Origin of the sequence: Litorimonas cladophorae, from assembly GCF_014652455.1 — a bacterium.
In the GTDB taxonomy this organism is placed as follows: domain Bacteria; phylum Pseudomonadota; class Alphaproteobacteria; order Caulobacterales; family Maricaulaceae; genus Litorimonas; species Litorimonas cladophorae.
The window spans coordinates 63,314-82,157 of record NZ_BMYV01000001.1 but is presented as its reverse complement, the minus strand read 5'-3'; the positions used below and the strand labels follow the sequence as shown (position 1 = coordinate 82,157).

General features: G+C 53.8%; 16 protein-coding genes. 2 read left to right on the top strand and 14 right to left on the bottom strand.

What is annotated here, in order from left to right:
* The first annotated feature begins 83 nt into the window (after window positions 1–83).
* Window positions 84–3,284, top strand: a complete 3,201-nt coding sequence (locus IE073_RS00460; protein ID WP_189579816.1) for a hypothetical protein — start codon at window positions 84–86, stop codon at window positions 3,282–3,284.
* A 148-nt stretch (window positions 3,285–3,432) separates the two neighbouring features.
* On the opposite strand, the gene IE073_RS00455 is transcribed toward IE073_RS00460, so the two are convergent.
* Window positions 3,433–4,374: a winged helix-turn-helix domain-containing protein gene (locus IE073_RS00455; protein ID WP_189579814.1), complete on the bottom strand. Its 942-nt coding sequence runs from the start codon at window positions 4,372–4,374 to the stop codon at window positions 3,433–3,435.
* 303 nt (window positions 4,375–4,677) lie between these two features.
* Here IE073_RS00455 and IE073_RS00450 point away from each other — a divergent pair, with 303 nt between their 5' ends.
* Window positions 4,678–8,091, top strand: a complete 3,414-nt coding sequence (locus IE073_RS00450) for a hypothetical protein (RefSeq protein WP_189579812.1) — start codon at window positions 4,678–4,680, stop codon at window positions 8,089–8,091.
* 91 nt (window positions 8,092–8,182) lie between these two features.
* On the opposite strand, the gene IE073_RS00445 is transcribed toward IE073_RS00450, so the two are convergent.
* From IE073_RS00445 to IE073_RS00385, 13 genes are all read right to left on the bottom strand, one after another.
* Entirely contained in the window at window positions 8,183–8,710 is a 528-nt protein-coding gene (locus IE073_RS00445) for a PAS domain-containing protein (protein ID WP_189579808.1), read from the bottom strand.
* Window positions 8,711–8,946: 236 nt separating this feature from the next.
* Window positions 8,947–9,357: a Ros/MucR family transcriptional regulator gene (locus IE073_RS00440; RefSeq protein WP_189579806.1), complete on the bottom strand. Its 411-nt coding sequence runs from the start codon at window positions 9,355–9,357 to the stop codon at window positions 8,947–8,949.
* Window positions 9,347–11,113 carry a Na(+)/H(+) antiporter subunit D gene (locus IE073_RS00435; RefSeq protein WP_189579804.1) on the bottom strand — a complete coding sequence of 589 codons (1,767 nt, stop codon included), beginning with the start codon at window positions 11,111–11,113 and terminating at the stop codon, window positions 9,347–9,349. The genes IE073_RS00440 and IE073_RS00435 overlap by 11 nt, the downstream gene beginning before the upstream one ends.
* Window positions 11,106–11,486, bottom strand: a complete 381-nt coding sequence (locus IE073_RS00430) for a hypothetical protein (protein WP_189579802.1) — start codon at window positions 11,484–11,486, stop codon at window positions 11,106–11,108. Before IE073_RS00430 ends, IE073_RS00435 begins: the two co-directional genes overlap by 8 nt.
* Window positions 11,483–12,967, bottom strand: a complete 1,485-nt coding sequence (locus IE073_RS00425) for a proton-conducting transporter transmembrane domain-containing protein (protein WP_189579800.1) — start codon at window positions 12,965–12,967, stop codon at window positions 11,483–11,485. Before IE073_RS00425 ends, IE073_RS00430 begins: the two co-directional genes overlap by 4 nt.
* Window positions 12,968–12,984: 17 nt before the next feature.
* The gene (locus tag IE073_RS00420) at window positions 12,985–14,520 is read right to left on the bottom strand and encodes a monovalent cation/H+ antiporter subunit D family protein (RefSeq protein ID WP_233349693.1); all 1,536 of its coding nucleotides are present in this window, start codon (window positions 14,518–14,520) and stop codon (window positions 12,985–12,987) included.
* On the bottom strand, window positions 14,520–14,996 hold the full coding sequence (locus IE073_RS00415; RefSeq protein WP_189579796.1) for a sodium:proton antiporter: 477 nt from the start codon (window positions 14,994–14,996) through the stop codon (window positions 14,520–14,522). Before IE073_RS00415 ends, IE073_RS00420 begins: the two co-directional genes overlap by 1 nt.
* Window positions 14,997–15,473: a Na(+)/H(+) antiporter subunit B gene (locus IE073_RS00410; RefSeq protein ID WP_233349692.1), complete on the bottom strand. Its 477-nt coding sequence runs from the start codon at window positions 15,471–15,473 to the stop codon at window positions 14,997–14,999.
* A complete protein-coding gene (locus IE073_RS00405; RefSeq protein WP_189579794.1) occupies window positions 15,470–16,153 on the bottom strand; it encodes a DUF4040 domain-containing protein in 684 nt (227 codons plus the stop codon). Before IE073_RS00405 ends, IE073_RS00410 begins: the two co-directional genes overlap by 4 nt.
* Complete coding sequence (gene mnhG / locus IE073_RS00400; protein ID WP_189579792.1) at window positions 16,150–16,557, bottom strand: monovalent cation/H(+) antiporter subunit G; 408 nt, start codon at window positions 16,555–16,557, stop codon at window positions 16,150–16,152. Before mnhG ends, IE073_RS00405 begins: the two co-directional genes overlap by 4 nt.
* On the bottom strand, window positions 16,554–16,874 hold the full coding sequence (locus tag IE073_RS00395; protein WP_233349691.1) for an MrpF/PhaF family protein: 321 nt from the start codon (window positions 16,872–16,874) through the stop codon (window positions 16,554–16,556). Before IE073_RS00395 ends, mnhG begins: the two co-directional genes overlap by 4 nt.
* Window positions 16,871–17,374 carry a Na+/H+ antiporter subunit E gene (locus IE073_RS00390; protein WP_189579790.1) on the bottom strand — a complete coding sequence of 168 codons (504 nt, stop codon included), beginning with the start codon at window positions 17,372–17,374 and terminating at the stop codon, window positions 16,871–16,873. Before IE073_RS00390 ends, IE073_RS00395 begins: the two co-directional genes overlap by 4 nt.
* A 156-nt stretch (window positions 17,375–17,530) precedes the next feature.
* Entirely contained in the window at window positions 17,531–18,781 is a 1,251-nt protein-coding gene (locus tag IE073_RS00385) for a DUF2336 domain-containing protein (protein ID WP_189579788.1), read from the bottom strand.
* Between the last annotated feature and the right edge of the window lie 63 nt (window positions 18,782–18,844).

Sequence of the window (18,844 nt, the reverse complement as noted above, 5' to 3'; positions counted from 1 at the left end):
CCAGGCTTTTTCCTCAGATCAACCAACATCTGCGGGCCCAATTATCACCCAATCTAAAATTAAACGAAAACGGGGACACACTTATGTCTAACACAAATTTCAAAACTTCTCTCATTTCAACCACGGCGACGGGACTGCTCGTCGCGATGGGGCTTTCGCTTCCGCTGACATTTGTCTCGGCGGGGTCGGCCTATGCTGAGGATTGTCTGTTGGACACGAATAACGACGGTAACGCAGATTCAAATGTCGATACGGATGGGGGGGCCGATTCCTCAGGAGGCGATAACCTGTTAGCCTGCGGGGTCGGCGCTATCGCATCGGGTTCTTTTTCGACAGCCTTGGGTGCAGGTTCGCTCGCGAATGACACAGACGGCACTGCCGTAGGGTTTGGTGCGCAGGCCACTGGCGGGAATGGCGCAACAGCGATCGGGGCAGATTCTCGCGCAACCGGTGGCAATACAACCGCTATCGGTGACGATGCGAGAGCTATTGCGGCTGCGGCCACCGCCGTCGGAGAAAACGCGAGAGCGGACTTCATCGACAGTACCGCCATTGGCCAGAGCGCCGATGTTGGCGGCGTGCGTGCAACATCGGTTGGCGCCGATGCCAACGCGGATGGCGTCGCGTCGGTAGCATTCGGAGCAAATGCACAAGCGACGGGACTGGAGTCTATTGCGATTGGTTCAGGTAATACCGCCGCGTTGGCCGCCAATGCCTCAGCCGCGGGGGCTATCGCGATTGGCCATGATAGTCTTTCGAGTGGCACGGATTCTGTTGCCTTGGGACGAAACGCGAATGGAGTTGGGAATTCTGCGGTTGCACTTGGTTCCCTGGCGTCGGCCGGCGCGAATGGAGCGATCGCGCTTGGCCTCTCTTCGGATGCCGCAGGCACACAATCTATCGCGATTGGTCAGACCTCCGTCGCTAATCAACTCGATGCGATGGCCGTGGGCGTCTCGGCGAATGCGACAGCTGAAGGTACGACAGCGTTGGGGGGCTTTGCACAGGCGACAGCTGACGGTGCGACAGCGGTGGGCCACGACGCGGCGGCAGGCGGTGATCGAGCTGTCGCATTGGGGTACGTGACCGTCGCGGCGGGCAATGATTCAATCGCGGCTGGTGCATTTGCCAACGCAGGGGGCAATGATTCAATCGCGGCTGGTGCATTTGCCAACGCAGGGGGCAGCTCCGCTATTGCCATCGGGTTTGAAAGCTTTGCGTCAGGTCCAGGAAGCGTGGCTGTAGGACGGCAAGCGTCAGTAGAGGGCGCTGAGGCCGTGGCGGTTGGGTTATCTGCATCTGCAATAGGTGCAAACGCTACAGCCTTAGGCAGCAATAGCATTGCAGATGGCACTTATTCGACAGCCGTCGGCTCCCTTAGTTTCGCCGCAGAAGGGTCCGCCGCCTTGGGCTTCGGCAGCATTGCAGATGGCACTTATTCGACAGCTTTAGGGTCAAATGCAGCAACGAATACCTCTAGCGGCATCGCGATTGGCGGTGGAAGATTTGATGAAGGTGCGTATTCTGCGGGCCAAGGTGCGATCGCAATTGGCGGTGCCACATATGATATGATTGGGGACCAACAGACGTCGGCTGCACAAAGTGAGGGCGATAATGCCATCGCGTTGGGCACTGGGACACGGGCGGATCGAGTGGATGCCATCGCGATTGGCGTAAAGGCCGAGGCGACAGGAATTAACGCCATTTCCATTGGTGATAGCGCGCGGGCTTCTGCCTCTCATACCTTCTCTATGGGCGCGTTTTCGCGGGCATCTTCCAGCAATGCTGTTGCGTTAGGGTTTGCTTCAACCGCAACCGCGCGCAATGGCGTCGCCATTGGGGGACGGACACAAGCCTCTCGCGATGGCGCGCTTGCGCTGGGTGGCGGAACGAACTTCAATGAAGGCGCGCAAGCCTCTGCTGTCGGCGCGGTCGCGCTGGGCGGAGCGACTTACACAGAGGTTGGCGGCATCCTCGTCACGGACGGTGCGGAAGCCACGGCCGTGAATGCCGTCGCAATCGGAACTGGGGCGGAAGCCACAGGCGTCAACGGCATTGCCATTGGCGGTGAAGCTATTGCGAGTTCAACGGATGCCACAGCCATCGGCCAAATGGCGGATGCGACGAACTTCAGCGCGACGGCGTTGGGTGCAGATGCCCTCGCTTCTGGCGCAGCCTCTTCGGCTTTAGGCGATGACTCCGAAGCCACGAACACAAACGCCACCGCTGTCGGGCAAGATGCGTCTGCATCGGGGATTGCTGCAACGGCTTTAGGGGCTGGTTCCGTCGCGGATAAGAATGATGCGACAGCGATTGGTGAAGGCGCAGACGCGACGGGCTTTAGCTCAACAGCGCTCGGTGCGGATGCGCAGGCCTCTGGCAACACATCCGTGGCTTTGGGTGATAGCGCCAATGCAAGCTATAACGGCTCAACCGCGATTGGTGCAGGCTCTATGACGACAATGGCGAACCAGATGATGTTCGGCACGGGAATCACGGTTTATACACTACCCGGTCTCGGCCTTGGCGGCAGTGCCAGAGGTACGGCCAATCAAACTGGCAATGTGCAATATGTCACGACGGATGACGATGGTAATCTGGGAACAACGGGATCCGTTCCGTCGACCAAGACCTCTAATCCGGGCACGACCAAGACAGTATCCTCAACCCCTGTCGCCACATCGCGTGCGCCAATTGTGGACGGTGGCGCGGAGTTCGAAGCGGGCCTGACAGAACTCTCTGATCCGAGCGCGCCAACGACGGCCAGCGGCACGTCCTTTGACGGTGCGGGTGGCACGCAAATCACGGGCGTATCGAATGAGACCATTGGGACGAATATCGGTACAGCACCGACAAATACGCCCCGCCCTGTGCAGCGCAATTCAATTGCCGCGCAGCAGAGTTTGGCCGCGTTCAACGCCAACTCTATCTCTGTTAATGCGCAGTCGATTGACGTGAATACAAAAGCCATTCAGTCCAACAAAGTCCTGATCGGTCAAGCGTTCAACAAAATCGACGCCAACACCGCCGCGATCGAGAAGTCCTTCCAAAGCCTGCAAGACGTCGAGTCTGGATTGGCTGCGGTCGCTGCTCTGCCCGATATGTATCTGTCTCCAAATGCAAAATGGTCAGCCGCAGGTGGTGCCGCCGTCTTCGGTGATGAGTTCGGCTTTGGCGCAACACTCGCTGTTCGGGGCAATGATAATTGGTCCTTCGGTGGCAGCGCCGCAATGGGCGGCGATCAAGCCACAGGTAAAGTTCAAGTCCGTTACGAAGGATTTTAATTAAACCGAAATTAGATTTAAAAACGAAAGGTCGGGGCGGTTGCTCCGGCCTTTTTTGTGGGTCAATTTCGCGCGCTCGGCGCGTCACTTTCGTTTATAAAACTTCGCCCTATGCGGAGAATGGTTTCCCCCAGTATTCAGTCGTTCTTTATTCGAGAGCTAGAATGTCTTTTACTTTAAGTTTCATCGCCTGCGCGGATGCCTGATTTTTCCATTCAGGTTCGCCATATTCAAGCAAAGGGAAAATATATATACGATCTTTAAGAAGCGCGTTTTGAGTGTAAGCCTCCTCAAGGATGATATCCATATTTCCCTGAAGCCAGTCCTGACTGGCTCTGCTGTAAACCAGAAATTTTGTGTCTGAGTTTGAAAAATATTCCACCAGAAATCTAAGTTGCGGGCGATCTCCACTCGCATCTTCCTGCTTAAACCCCGAATAGTGAATCACAATCAAATCTGGGTCGAATTTTTTGATTGATTCATAGCGATGCCAGCTCGGAGAAATCAGTTCTTTTTGCGTTCTGATCTCCAGATCCGCAAGGATATCGCTCAGGATGTCCGCATTGGTTGCCCCCTCTGCGATAATCTCTTCATCGTAAATCCGAGCGGGATGAGCGGAGTCCATAATAACGACAAGTGGAGGGTCGATCTCAGAAGAGAACAGACCCGTTTTACCAAAATTGAGAACGCCAATGACGGTCATCAGCGCGATGGAAGCGAGAGTCATTAGAGGGGTTTTCAAGCCAAGTTTGTATTTCGAGAGACCGCTTCTATCCGAACCGAAGGCCTCACCCTTTACCCCGAGCTTAAGCGTATATCCTTGCTTGGGGATTGTTCGAATATAATTATGTCTACCGCGTTTTTCGCCCAGGGCTTTACGCAATAAATAGATCGCACGTGACAGTCTTTCATCGCCGCCATGCCCGACGCCCCAGACTTGATCGATAAGTTCTTCGCGCGTTACAACTTGATCCGCATTTTCAACCAAGACGGATAAGACCTGCATAACCATGGGCTCAATGCTGTGGTCGCCTGCTGGCCCAAAAATTCGGTGCGCCGCAAAATCAATCGTCGCCTTCCCGATTTTCATAAAAAGCCCCTTACCTCTGCCTCCTACTAGGAAATATCAGTGTAAATGCATAGAAAAAAGAGTTTCCTCAGACATTCCTCATGTTTCCTACAATTCTTTTGAGAAAATTTTCTGCAGTTTTCTCCGTAGCTGGCTTCTGCGTGTTTAACCCAAACACACGAATTCAGTCACCTGAGTGACGGCATAATCCAACACTCGGAATTAATTAATTCGGCCGAGCGCAAGGCACTACGCCTAAAAATCTGAGCATGGCTTCACGCCTAAGATTTGAAAATCGCTCCTAAGGTTAACTTGGAGATTAAAATGTCAGTATCCCCCCTCAAATCTTTTCTTACATCTAGCGCAGCGATCCTCGCCCTAGCCAGCGCAATACCATTGATGAGCCCACAAATAGCCTTTGCCGAAGATTGCTTGCTCGACACAAATAATGATGGGAACGCGGATGCAAATACGGATACGGACGGCGGGGCGGATTCTAGCGGCAGCAATAGCCGTCTCGCATGTGGCGTCGGTGCAACGGCCAGCAATGCCAGTGCGACGGCTCTTGGAAATAACGCGACGGCTTCGGGAGATGCCTCCACGGCTGTTGGCCGCAATTCTATGGCGACCGGAATTCAAGCGACTGCGATCGGTTTCTCGGCGGAAGCCTTAACGAACGGATCTACCGCTTTGGGCGGGGACTCTACGGCATCTGGCGCTGAGTCCACTGCCATTGGGCGAAACGCATTAGCGACTGCAGGGAATACCACGGCAATCGGTTCACATGCTCAAGCGACACTGACCGCTTCAACGGCAATCGGACGGCAAGCAGTTGCGTCCGGCGCGTCTTCGACAGCCGTTGGCCAAACTGCAGATGCGACGGCCAGCCAAGCGACAGCGATTGGGCAATCATCGACAGCAAGCGGAATTCAATCGACGGCCTTGGGCGAAGACGCCTTCGCATCAGGTGATAGAACGATTGCGATTGGCGCAGGCGACAGCAATGCCAATAGCGCACGGGCAACGGGTGATCGCGCCATCGCGATTGGTTCAGGCAACCTCACACTTTTTGGTGCTCTCGCAAGTGGCGACAATGGCGTCGCGATTGGCAGCAATGCTCTGGCAAGTGCATCGAATGCCCTTGCTCTCGGCACGAGCGCCCGTGCCAATGCAATAGACGCCACGAGTATAGGTGCAAATTCTGATGCACTTGGAACCAGGTCATCCAGTCTAGGTTACAATGCAAGCGCGACAGCGGTGCAGGCAACCGCCGTCGGATCGCAAACGGACGCGTCAGGTTTGCGATCAGTTGCGTTAGGATATTTAGCGATTGCGTCTGGTGATGACTCGTTGGCCTTGGGCCCAAATTCGGCGGCAACGGGAGAGGACACCAGCGCGATTGGGACAAATGCAGTCGCGTCCCACTTAAGATCCACGGCCTTGGGCCGTTCGGCAAACGCACTTGCAAGAAATGCCAGCGCGATTGGGGCAAATGCGGTCGCGTCCGAATTAGGATCGACGGCCATAGGTGCGGGCGACTCAGATATGAGTTCTGCCAGAGCCTTAGGCTCACTTTCGGTGGCTATCGGCGGGGGAAGAGATACTCTCAACCCCGGGGCTTTAGCATCCGGCCCACTCTCTGTTTCGATTGGGGCCGGATCTCAGGCCGCAGAAAGAGGTGCTGCAATTGGTGTGCGCGCGATAGCTTCGGGCACACTAGAATCGATTGCCATTGGCTATGAAGCTTTAGCGACAGGTGAACGGTCTACGGCCTTGGGAGTGCGTTCAGAAGCCTCTGAAGCGGGCGCGATCACTATCGGTTATTCGTCATCTGCTTCGGGTGAAAGTGCAACGGCTATCGGTCCAAATGCCAATGCAGGTGACACCCGCAGCATTGCGATAGGCGTCGCCGCTGACGCCAATGCCGAATCTGCGACAGCCATTGGTTATGAGGCGGTCGCATCAGGATTAAGCTCCATTGCGTTTGGCGGGGCATTGTTTGGTACACCAGCAGCCGAGGCATCTGGTAGTTATGCCATAGCTCTCGGGACGTCCTCACTTGCATCTGGTCAATCGAGTATCGCGATTGGACGAAGTTCAGAATCTACGAACAGAGAAACTTTGGCGATTGGCGACGAAGCGATGGCTACGGATGAACGTGCGACGGCTATAGGATCCAGCGCAGAGGCCTCAATGCGAAGTGCATCGGCGTTTGGACATGCAAGCGAAGCGTCTGGAGAAAGTGCATCGGCGTTTGGTCAAGGAGCGACCGCGAGTGGCACTCGATCACTCGCTGTTGGTTTCGGCTCCACATCAACTGAAATGGCTTCACTTGCAATTGGGTCTCAGTCCGACGCGACCGCTATTAATGCCAACGCTATTGGTTCGAGAGCCCAAGCGACCGCTCTGGGCGCAACGGCAATTGGGTCCGGATTTCAGGTTTCTCAAGCCGCCCGCGCGAGTGGCGAGGCATCCGTTGCACTTGGCGGTGCACGGTATGGGGTCAATAGTACCCTCGCAATCACGATCGGCGCGGAGGCCTCAGGCGATAACTCGCTTGCCCTCGGCACCGGGACGCAGGCCACGAATGTGGATGCGATTGCCTTGGGCGTGAAAGCCGAAGCCAGCGGACTAAATGGGATTGCGATTGGGGATACAGCGCAAGCCACCGCAGCGCACACATTTGCGATGGGGGCGTTTTCTGACGCGACAGGCGGTAGCGCCATCGCGGTCGGCTATGTCTCAAAAGCAACTAACGTGAATGCCGTTGCCATCGGTTCTGAAACTGAGGCTACTGCCGCAAATGCAACGGCCATCGGCGCGGAAGCGCGGGCGGAACGTTCAGAGTCAACGGCGATTGGCGCAGATGCTGTCGCGACGCTTTCCAATCAAATGATGTTTGGGACCTCGACGGAAACTTATGCCATGCCGGGGATTATCTCGGCCTTATCGCTCTCGCGTCAGGGCGCAGTGGTTGGCTTGATCACCACAGACGCCAACGGAAACCTCGCCAGTGATGGCGGAGCGTTGGATGCGCGTGTCACCGCGCTTGAAACGGAAGTTTTCCCTGGCGGGGCCAAACCCTCTGCACCAACTGGCTCAACGAAGATGACTGCCTCAACGCCTGTCGCCTCATCGCGGACGCCGATTGTGGACGGGGGAACAGAGTTCGAAGCGGGCCTGACAGAGCTCTCTGATCCGAGCGCGCCAAACACGGCCAGCGGTACCTCCTTTGACGGTGCGGGTGGCACGCAAATCACGGGTGTGTCGAATGAAACCATCGGGACGAATATCGGCACAGCGCCAACAAATACGCCCCGTCCTGTGCAGCGCAATTCAATTGCGGCTCAGCAGAGTTTGGCCGCCTTCAACGCCAACTCTATCTCTGTCAATGCCGAGTCAATTGATGTGAACACAAAAGCCATTCAGTCCAATAAAGTTCTGATCGGTCAAGCGTTCAACAAAATCGACGCCAACACCGCCGCGATCGAGAAGTCGTTCCAGAGCCTTCAAGATATGGAATCTGGATTGGCTGCGGTCGCGGCCCTGCCCGACATGTATCTGTCTCCAAATGCGAAATGGTCAGCCGCAGGTGGTGCCGCCGTCTTTGGTGATGAGTTCGGCTTTGGCGCAACCCTCGCCATTCGCGGCAATGATAACTGGTCCTTCGGTGGCAGCGCCGCAATGGGCGGCGATCAAGCCACAGGTAAAGTTCAGGTCCGTTACGAAGGATTTTAAGCCTGTAACAAAATTGGGCTGTCAGCATAAAAACTGACGGCCCAAAATTTTGTTTAATCGGCGTTATATATTCAAACGCTATGGGCGCGAATTAAGCGTAAACCTTTTCGCGGATAGGCTGGATAGCCGGAACATCGCTCATCTTCACGAGGTGATCAAAACCGAGGATCATATTGATGTCGGTTCCATTGTCCGAGAGCGGAAGACGCACCCAAAATTGCGCCATATGCGACCCGTTCGGCGTATTCGGGCGTGTTACACCCACATAGGGTTTTCGCGTATCGATCACTTGATCCAAGACACGATGCCAATATTCCACACGGCACCCAATCGGGAGCTCATCGACGTGGAGACCTTGGATTTCACGCTCGTACAAGCTCCAATATCCAGTCCCTGCGAGACGGTGACGATAACGATTACTTGCAGTTTCAGCGGAACCAGCGACGCCTTCGACACGCTCCATAATCGTCGTCATAGGGAGATGCTGATGGATCTCTTCCGGCAAAATATCATTGCGCGAGGGAAAACGTCCCTCGCGACATTTGCTGCGCCAATAGTCATAAAATTCTTGTTGCTGCGGCAATATAATCTGATGCCGCAAGGCGTTCCCCGATAACATGTGACCGCTGTCTCCCGCAAATGGTCGTCTATAAATGTGAACGATCCACCCCCGCGGAACATCCCCCTATGAACAGGGTATGGCGGCGCTCGCGGCGGCGCATCAAGACTTTGTTAACCATATTGGTTAACCACGCTGCAGAAAGGCGGGTTTTTCTGAATCGGCTCCGATTCAATGCGCCGATGACGCAAATCAAATTTAAGATGGCGAGAGAATAACGGGCGAGCCCAGACGCATTAGGTCGTGGATTTACCCAAGCCTGAACGTTTAGCGAGCGCCGAACGGCGACGGGCATAATCGGGCGCGACCATCGGGTAATCGCGCGGCAAGCCCCATTTCTCACGATAGGCGTCCGGAGTAAGGTTATATTTGACGCGCAAGTGCCGCTTTAAGCTTTGAAACTCCAGCCCGTCCTCCAGACAGACCAGTGCGTCGTCCCGCAGAGACTCCGCTATGGGAACTGCCGGCTCTAATGTTTGGTTTTGGTGGCCCTCGCCCGACTGCGCCTGTTGAAGAGCGGCATGAACCGTCCCGATTAGACCCGCGATATCCTCAGGCGATGAGCGATGCGTGCCGACATGGGCACTGACGATTTGCGCCGTCAGCGCCAGCAGAGGGTCAACCCTATCCTTTTGATCAGCGGGCAAAGTAACCCAGCATAAGGACCACGAAGAGCAAACCTGCGGTTAGTACGGCCGCCAGCCCAGAAGGTGTCGCTTCCGACGCCGCTCCAGCGGGAGAGAATGTTTGATACAAACGTCGACCGACATTGGAGAGCGTCCGTGTGCGAATACGGCTGGTGTGGACGGACAAGCGGTCCCACATCGCGGATCCCCAAATCGCAACATTCAATCCCATGCGGCGATACATCCAATCAGCATCCAAAATTTCCGCACGGCGTTCCGCCGGGTACAGTTTGAACCGCTTCAGGAGCGTAAAGGCAAAGATGGCGGCAAAGAGAAGCTGCATCTGGAAGACAACGTGATCCCACGTATAGGGCTTATACGCATATTCCATAGGATATGGCATGAGCGCATAGAGGTTCTGATATCCACCCCATGGCCACGCCAGATAGAAGCAGAGGAAGCTGGCGATACCCATCGCAAGCAGCATGTTCCACGGCGCTTCTTTGACGCGGCGGCCGCTGTCATGGGCGAAGAAGGTGAAATGCGGGACCTTGATCCCCGAATGTTCCATCACACCCGCCGAAGCGAACAACATCATCAGGAATGGGATATAAAGGTGCTCCTCTACCGCGGCAGCCAAGATCATCGCCTTGGTGACGAAAGCGGCCAACATCGGGAAAGCGGCAATCGATCCCGCCCCGATAAGGCAAGCCACTGTTGTGAACGGCATGGAGCGGAATAGGCCGCCCAACTCTGAAGCTTTGGCCGTTCCCGTGCGGTACATCACAGCACCGATGGACATGAACAAAAGTCCCTTAAAGATCACGTGGACGAAGACCTGCCCGACAACGCCGTTAAGCGCGAGAGACGTGCCGATACCAATACCACAAACCATAAAGCCAAGCTGGTTATTCAGGCTGAACGCCAAGACGCGGCGCAAGTCGTTTTCAACCACAGCAAAGAAAACTGGGAAGCAGGTCATAATCGCCCCGATCCAGATCAGAATATCCGCGCCTGCAAAGCCACGCGCCAAAGCATAAACGGCAAATTTCGTCGTGAAACTCGCCAAAATAACTGTGCCTGTAATGGAAGCTTTTGGATAAGCGTCCTGCATCCACATATGCAGACCTGGGAAACCAACTTTGATACCCATCGCCAGCAGCATCAACCAGCCACCAGGACTGTCGAGCCCAATATCATTAAACATGAAGTCGCCGCCATTGGCTTGCGCGTGCAACACGGCCCCCGCCAGCAACATCACACCCGAAAGAACGTGGATCGCAAGATAACGAATACCTGCAGCATAGGCGTGATCACCGCCTTTCCAGATCAAGAAAACAGACGAAATCGCTGTCAATTCCCACATCACGAAGAGCGTCACCATGTCGCCAGCCAAGACGCCCGCGATTGCGGCTCCGGTATAAACTAGGGCGGAACTGTCAGTGATGCGGCACTTCTCATGCAGCGCAAAAATACCGTTGATCACGCCCGCAAGGCAGAACAAATAGCCCCAGACGACGGACAGCTCATCAATGCGGAGTGTCGTCAGTTCGACCGGACCAAATTGCAGAACACCGCCAAGATGCTCCGTAGAGTTCACATCATAAAGTTGAAAAATCAACAGCCCTGCAAAAATAGGGGCCGCGATCACAAAAGCTTTGCGCGCATGGCCGATTGGCAGCAGCGTGCAGATTAAGCCTGCCAGAATGACCCAAAACCCCGGGTTAATCTGTTTGAGGATCGAAAAATGCTCAGTAATAAGAAAAAACTCATTCATGATGGGCTTCCCCGGTCACCATAGGGTCCGTTGAATAATCGGGATCAGGCAGACCGCCCTCCCCGTAATAGCTTTCATCACGGCCCAAAAGTTTGAACAATGTATTGGCGGAAAGCACGATCAAACTATAGGCGACAAAGCCCCAAATCGCCCAACTCCCTGGAATATATTGCTCATAGGGGAGCGGATGTTTCTGCGGATGGAAAATCCCGAGGATGATACAAATGATCATCCCAGCAAGGGGGAGCCACATGAAATTACGTTTCACGCTATCTTTACCGAGGAAAAGAAAATAGCGACTCACGGGATGAATATCATCCATTTGTTTGGTCACGACGTCCGTCTCTAGCGGCAGCTTAGTTTCGACACTCATGGCAAGCCCCCTCCTGGTAGGATCGGTTGCAAGAAATCAACAATTCCGCCTGCAAAGAAAAACAAGACCAAAGACCCGATGGCGGTGATGACAGGTGGAATAATGACCCAGCGATGTTGCTTCCGCAGCAGCCCAATCTCCGCATCTGCGACAGGATCAAGCGGCGCCTTCATGAATCCGCGTACAGCAATCGGCACAAGGTAGATAATATTGAGAATGGACGAGGCAATCAGAGCCGCGATCAGAATGGCTTTGCCGCTATCCACAGCGCCCATCATCAGGAGAAACTTTGGCCAACTCCCACCCATGGGCGGAATACCAATAATCGACAAAGCGCCGACCAAAAACGCGCCAAAGACGAATGGCATCGTTCGGCCGAGGCCATCTAGCTGCGAAACATTTGTCCGGTGCGCGATTGTGTAAATCGCACCCGCGCACATAAAGAGCGTGATCTTGCCCCACGCATGCATAACAATTTGTAAGCCGCCGCCCAAAATACCCATACTGACAGCCAACATCGCGCCAAGCGTCACATAAGAGAGCTGCGAGACGGTGGAATAAGCCAGACGCGCTTTCAGGTTATCCTGACGCAGCGCAATGATAGACGCCATCACAATAGAGAAGGCCGCAATCCAAGCAATCCAAGTCGAGGCCGGTGTCGCCGCCGCGAGGCTAGGTCCAAACGTATAGGTCACGACTTTGAGCATGGTGAACACACCCGCTTTCACAACCGCGACGGCATGAAGCAACGCAGAAACTGGCGTCGGTGCAACCATCGCATTGGGCAACCACGGATGTGTCGGCATCAAGGCCGCTTTGCCGATACCAAAAGCGAAAAGGAATAAGAGCAAAGACGTTGCGAGGAGCGATGTCCCCTCAGGGAAGACACCACCGACGACGAAATCGGTCGTTCCTGCCAGCACGTAAGTGCCTATAATCGCAGGTAGGAAAAGCGCCAAAGATGTGCCCATCAAAATCAAAGCATATATGGTGCCGCCACGTTTGGCTTTGGCATCGCCTTTGTGGGTGACCAGAGGGAATGTCGAAAGGGTCAGAGCTTCGTAGAAAATGAAGAGTGTGATCAAGTTAGCAGAACCTGCCATACCCATACATGCGGCGATCGCAATGGCGACAAAGCCGAAAAACCGTGTTTGGTTCTTTTCTTTATTTCCGCGCATATAGCCCAGCGTAAAGATCGAATTGATAATCCAGAGCGAAGACGCAATGGCCGCAAACGTAGCGCCAAGAGGTTCTAGTTTGAGAGCAAAATCAAATTTCCCGGCAAATGTGCCGAGATGCAACTCGGGTCGGCCGCCTTGGGCGACATCTATGCAAAGATAAATAACGGTCGCGAGTAGCGCGAACCCAGCAAGAAAAGTTACGGCTTCGCGGAGATTTTGCTGTTTCCCAAAGACAGGGATGAGGGCCGCAGCGACCAAAGGAATGATCAGTAGCAATGCAAGCGCGATTTGGGGTGTCATATACAAATCCATCTCCCCTACCCCGCACCGAGTAGAAGTTCAGCCGCGCGGATCGAAGCCCCGACAACCGCATCTGATTTCACGCCGATGAAGACAGACGCCAGCGCGCAGACCCACATTGGAATTAGCATCATGATAGGCGCTTCATTTCGAATAACCGTTTCGCCATTTACTTGTGGCGGGGACTGGAAATAGGCCAGCAGCAGAACGCGTCCGATATAGACCAAAGCCAAAATCGACGTCAGCATAATGATGCCAACAGCCCACCACCACCCTGCATCCGCGGCGGCGCTGGCCAAGTTCACTTTAGAGACAAAACCCGCCGTGAAAGGCACGCCGATAAGAGACAGCCCCAGAACCGTGAAGGCGCCCATCGTCAGCGGCATGGTTTTTCCGAGGCCTTGAAAGTCTTCAGTCCGCGTAATGCCGAAGCGATACCACATTGCGCCCAGCGCAATGAACAGCCCACCCTTAATAATGGCGTGATTGATCAGATGCAAATAACCCGCCGCAACAGACGCTGTTGTCGCAATGCCGATACCCAGCAACATATAGCCGACTTGAGCAACCGAGGAGAACGCCAACATCCGGCGTGCATCGGTTTGGAAAATGGCTTGGAGGGAGGCAAACACCATCCCGATGACGCCCATCCCGACAAGAATGTAGAGCAACCCGTCTGCGACATAGGCATAGCTTGGATCGAAGACAAAGAAGGTAAAGCGTAGCAACAGATAAAGCGCCGCTTTTGTCGCCGTCGACGCCAAGAACACCGTTACGGGCGTCGGCGCATAGGCATAAGCGCCAGGTAACCAAGTATGCAGCGGGAACATCGCAAGCTTTAGGCCCAGACCAATGACGATAAAGGCAAAGGCAACTTTCGCGACACGGGACCCACCGTCGAGATCGGCAAGAATGCGAGCCATGTCGGCCATATTCAGCGTGCCCGTCTCCATATAGAGGAAACCAATACCGATGACGAAGAAGGTCGCGCCAATCGAACCGAGGATCAGATAATTATAAGCTGCGGACAAAGCCCGACGATCACGCGCCGCGCCCATCGCCACCAAGACATAGGTCGAAATTGAAGACACTTCGAGGAAGACAAAGACGTTAAAGGCATCACCCGTGATAACCATTCCCAGAAGACCTGCGACGCAAAGCAGGAACGCCGCATAGAAGGGTGCGCGTTTATTGGGTTTAATTTCCGCAACAGTAGCTGGCATCGCGTAAACGACAGTGATCAAACTCATAAGTGCAATAAGCACTAAAACCGGTGCATTCAGCGCATCAATGACGAGGGAAATACCATGCGGCGGCGCCCATCCGCCCATCTTGTAGATCGTGGTACCGACTTTAGCGTTATAAAGCGCCAAAGCAAACGCCGTAATTGTCAGAATGGACGTCACGATGAATGTCGTGAACCACGCCACGCGCTTATTCGGAAGGACAGCCATAATCGCCGCCATCAAAAGCGGCAAAGCCATGAGGAAAGCCGGACCATGAGTCAGCAGCCAGTCGGGCATCAATTCGAGCACAGAGAACATTACGGGCATCAGTCTGCCGTACCTTCCAGATTATACACGAAGTCCATTTCCTGGATCTCGTCTTCCTCAATCGTGTGATAAACTTCCCGAATACGCACGGTCAGTGCCAAACCAATCGCGAGCGTAGCAACGCCCACAACAATGGCTGTCAGGATCAAAACATGGGGGAGCGGATTTGAATAAAGAACATCTGAACCCGGTCCAGGCAGAAGGAAGGCGCCATCGCCTGCCGCAACCTGAATAGGTCCTTCAAGCAAAGCGTGCCCGTCTTTATCTACGCCATATGGTTTATCTTCGATCAAGATAGGCGGTTGACCGCCTTTGACCTTCGCAACTGTGATATAGAGAAGAAATACGGACGTTTGAAATACTGACAGGCCGACCAGTTTTTTAATTAAATTTCGAGACGCAAAGACGATATAAAGACCCGTCATCATCAAAACGATAACAATCACATAGTTATATTGTGAGAAGAGCTCAGACATCTACCAATCCTCATTCGAGGTTTCGGGCTGACGCGAACCAAATGCGTAAAAGATAGCGATCATCACGCTGGTCACAGTGACCAAAACACCCAGCTCTACGGCGAGGATGCCGTAATGCTGACCGTGTGACGCGTCATGGGCAAGGACAGAGTAGTTCAAAAACTCCCCGCCGAGGAACCAGGTCACTACCCCTGTACCGCCGTAAAGTAGCACGCCAAGCGTCATACCATAACGGATCAAACGGGGCGGAAACGCGGCCTTTGCGGCTTTGAGGCCAAAGACAAGCGCGTAGAGAATGACAGAGGCGGCCAAAATAACGCCCGCTTGGAATCCACCACCTGGACCATAATCGCCATGGAATTGCACATAGAGCGCGAATAGCGCGATAAGCGGAATTAAAAATTTTGAAATGACGCGCAAAACAACATGCGGATCACGTCCTAGCATGCGCTCAAGATCACGGTCTGGATCGCTCATTGTCCCGCCTCCGCGCGCTGCTCTTCTGATCGGTTATCTTGGTACAATCCTGCTGATGGGGCTGTGCGATCATTAATAACTTGTCCATTTGGACGCGCGACCCAATTTCCCGAATTTCCGTTCAGCCCAAGCAAGAGTAAAACACCGAGGCCGGCCGAGAAAATCACAACAACCTCACCAAAAGTATCATAGCCACGATAGCTGGCGAGAACGGCTGTCACCACATTGGGGATTTTCACCTCTTCCGCAGTCTTGGCCATGAAATCCATTCCGACATAGCTATTAGCGGGAGAATTTACATCGCCAAAGGCGGGCATGTCGCCCACAGCATAAAGCATGGCGGCACCCGCCAATACGACAACGGCCAAAGCGCCCAATTGGCGGCGCATAGGCACTGGCGTCGACTGACGATCCGCGAGAAGCATCGCAGACAGCATCAGGACAGTGGAGACCCCTGCCCCCACAGCCGCTTCGGTAAAAGCTACATCGACCGCATCAAGGGTCACGAACCAAGCCGCCGAAAGCAGCGAGTAAACGCCCTGCAACATGACAATACCAAAAAGTGACCGCATGCGGACAATGGCGAATGCCACCACAACCAAAAGCGCCAAAAAACAAATATCGAGCAAAAGCGTCGGAACGAGGAAAGCCGGCTCTACGGCCGCAGCAAGGAGGCTCATGACTTGTCCTCTTCCAAATCAGGGGCGCGGTATTCTCCGAGCAACGGCTTCAACCCTGCCCGATAGGCCGCATGACCCACAGCATGGGTCGCCGTCGGACTCGTCACGAAAAGGAAAAAAGCCACGAGCAGAAGCTTCAATACCATTTGCAGGCTGTCGCTTTGAAATATCAGAGCCAATAAAATTAATTCCGCGCCCAATGTGTCCGTCATACCGGCGGCGTGAAGCCGTGTATAAAAATCAGGGAGACGCAATACGCCGACAGTTCCTGCCAGAACAAAAAACAAACCTGCGGCCATTGAAACAATGGTTCCGATCAAGCGAAAAACACTGATCCAATCAATTTGAGCCGCATGTTCAACGGCGTGCGTGGTTTCTACGGCGGCTGAGAAGATCAGACTCATCGTACATCCTCCGCACCCGTGACATTGCGACTTGGAAGCTCAACATCCAACGCTCTGTAATTAAAGAATTTCAGGACTGCGATCGTCGCAATGAAATTCATAAGCGCATAGAGCAAGGCGATATCCACACCATCAGGGCGACCAATGATGAAGCAGAAAACACAAAGAAAAAGGACAGTTTTCGTACCGAAACTATTTACCGCCAACAAACGATCATAAAGCGTTGGCCCCCCGAGCAAGCGGCCGAGCATCATTGCCATGGAGACAATGATCAAAAAGGCACTGCCCAACATGAAATACCCCATAAATGGACTCATGAGGTTTCTCCGCCATGTGAGACTTTCGGAACGTCAATATCTTCGCCAATCGCCCAGGCCGAGCGTTCAGCCATTTCGGCAAAATCTTCAGGCGCAGACATTTCGGACAACAAAGCGTGCACAAGAATATGATCATCTTGGATATCCAAACTCACCGTGCCAGGTGTCAATGTGATCGAATTGGCAAACATCACTTTACCGATGTCGGAACCTTGTGGGGTTGGAATACGCGTTAAGGTCGGAGACACGACCATATTGGGCGCGAGCACAGCCCGTACAACGGCGACATTGGCTTTGACGATTTCAGAGAAGAGCCATACGAAATAAGCCAAAGTTTGCGGCATTGTGAGGTAAGGCGCCGTTTCCTCGTCAAGGATACGCATGCGTTTGCACATCCAGATCACAAACACGATCGAGATTACGCCCAGAGACAAGAGCATAGGCTTAAAATAGCCCGACAATGTCAGCCAAGTTGCGGCCAAAGCCAGAACAAGTATCAAAGTAAAACGCAGCAGAACTCTCTCCCTAGAGGACTAGAGTCGGTCTTAGCTGGCGAATCGGGGGGATTAAACCCTTTTTGGAGCGAAAAGCTGTGGTTTAAAGTCCATAATGCAAAGGCTGTTTCTTGATGAAACGCGCCGCAAAATTGCGTTCCATTAATCGCGATGAGAGAAGACGAGCGCCGCTGTAATAGCCGCTGCGCCAAATTCCTCTTCGCGCGGAATGACGCCATTCTTAATGTAACGCAAAACGTCAGCGTTAAGGGACGCCGTCAGTGACCAGTTCCAATATCTCAGTACAGTTTGCGCCTTATCCGTAGAGATGACGTCATAAGTTTCCATCACGCGCGCGAGGGAAGGATGGATGGACCCATCTAAGTCATGTAGGGGGCGTTTGAGCGCCCGCCAGAGCTTCTCGATATATTCGCGTTTAAGCCCTGGAGCCTTACACAGAATGGCGATGGCTTCGCCGCCTTTATCTGTCAAAATCTGAGCCCCCGTAGCGGGTTTGATCCCAGCCATATAGGAAATTTCTTCCGTCAGTTTTCGCGTTAGCCCGTGGATTTCGGCTGTATTGATCGCCTCTTCCAAACCTTCAAATTCCGAGCGTGCGATGGCTGCGCGGTTACGTTGGCGACGTTCAATGAATTGCAGCGCCTTTCGGACACCCGCATCGGACCATCCATCCGCTGCCGCCTTTGGGAACAGGTCAGAGCAACTCTCTTGGAGAACGCTACGCGTCACGGCAAAGCGGTGAAGAATTTTTTTGCGATTTTCCGTGCTGGCCCACCAAAACATGGTCAAACCGTGTGAGGGGCGCAATTCATCACGTTTGGCCAAAAGGCCAACATAGGGCTGGTGATTGCGCGAGACAGTAAGAATACGCTGGATCGCAGTTTCAGAAAAATTAGCCTCACGGTTTTTCAAAAGCGCTTCGACAACGTCCTCTTCAAGAAACTCAACAAGGGCATCGACAACAGCGTCAGAGACTTTGCGACGTTTGGCAATCACAGCTCGATGGGCGCCCGAGACTTTCCGAGAGATTTGAATCAAGTCTGAATCTGTCAGAGACCGGCTTTCCTCTAAAATGTAGCGCGCGATACGGATTTCATCTTTGGCCAAGATAACAAGGATCGTCCGCGGCGCTTCGTTCAGCATCACCAGACGTTTCGCAACGGATTCCCGAATATCGGCATCCGCACTGCGCAAGAGTTCAACCAGAACGTCCCCCGCCATGTGACGTTCCTGCGGGGTAAGCTGGCTGGCAGGAATGCAAATCACGTCGGCCAAACGTTTCGCCAGCTGGCGACGCACCGCATTATCATCCACGTCTTTCAACGACGCATCCAAGACGATCGGCGCGACGGGAGGGAGGTCGCTTTTCTGATCTATGGACAATCCGGCCATGGGGCTCGCTTCTCATGTGAGTATAATTCTGCCTTAACCCTAAAGGGAGAGGGTTAATGGGAC

Bases quoted from the DNA above. Each gene is read 5' to 3' on its own strand.
- IE073_RS00450 (WP_189579812.1), top strand. From the start codon at position 4,678: ATGTCAGTATCCCCCCTCAAATCTTTTCTTACATCTAGCGCAGCGATC.
- IE073_RS00415 (WP_189579796.1), bottom strand. From the start codon at position 14,996: ATGTCTGAGCTCTTCTCACAATATAACTATGTGATTGTTATCGTTTTG.
- IE073_RS00460 (WP_189579816.1), top strand. From the start codon at position 84: ATGTCTAACACAAATTTCAAAACTTCTCTCATTTCAACCACGGCGACG.
- IE073_RS00430 (WP_189579802.1), bottom strand. From the start codon at position 11,486: ATGAGTGTCGAAACTAAGCTGCCGCTAGAGACGGACGTCGTGACCAAA.
- IE073_RS00435 (WP_189579804.1), bottom strand. From the start codon at position 11,113: ATGAATGAGTTTTTTCTTATTACTGAGCATTTTTCGATCCTCAAACAG.
- IE073_RS00455 (WP_189579814.1), bottom strand. From the start codon at position 4,374: ATGAAAATCGGGAAGGCGACGATTGATTTTGCGGCGCACCGAATTTTT.
- IE073_RS00410 (WP_233349692.1), bottom strand. From the start codon at position 15,473: ATGAGCGATCCAGACCGTGATCTTGAGCGCATGCTAGGACGTGATCCG.
- mnhG (WP_189579792.1), bottom strand. From the start codon at position 16,557: ATGAGTCTGATCTTCTCAGCCGCCGTAGAAACCACGCACGCCGTTGAA.
- IE073_RS00425 (WP_189579800.1), bottom strand. From the start codon at position 12,967: ATGACACCCCAAATCGCGCTTGCATTGCTACTGATCATTCCTTTGGTC.
- IE073_RS00420 (WP_233349693.1), bottom strand. From the start codon at position 14,520: ATGCCCGTAATGTTCTCTGTGCTCGAATTGATGCCCGACTGGCTGCTG.
- IE073_RS00395 (WP_233349691.1), bottom strand. From the start codon at position 16,874: ATGAGTCCATTTATGGGGTATTTCATGTTGGGCAGTGCCTTTTTGATC.
- IE073_RS00385 (WP_189579788.1), bottom strand. From the start codon at position 18,781: ATGGCCGGATTGTCCATAGATCAGAAAAGCGACCTCCCTCCCGTCGCG.
- IE073_RS00405 (WP_189579794.1), bottom strand. From the start codon at position 16,153: ATGAGCCTCCTTGCTGCGGCCGTAGAGCCGGCTTTCCTCGTTCCGACG.
- IE073_RS00445 (WP_189579808.1), bottom strand. From the start codon at position 8,710: ATGTTATCGGGGAACGCCTTGCGGCATCAGATTATATTGCCGCAGCAA.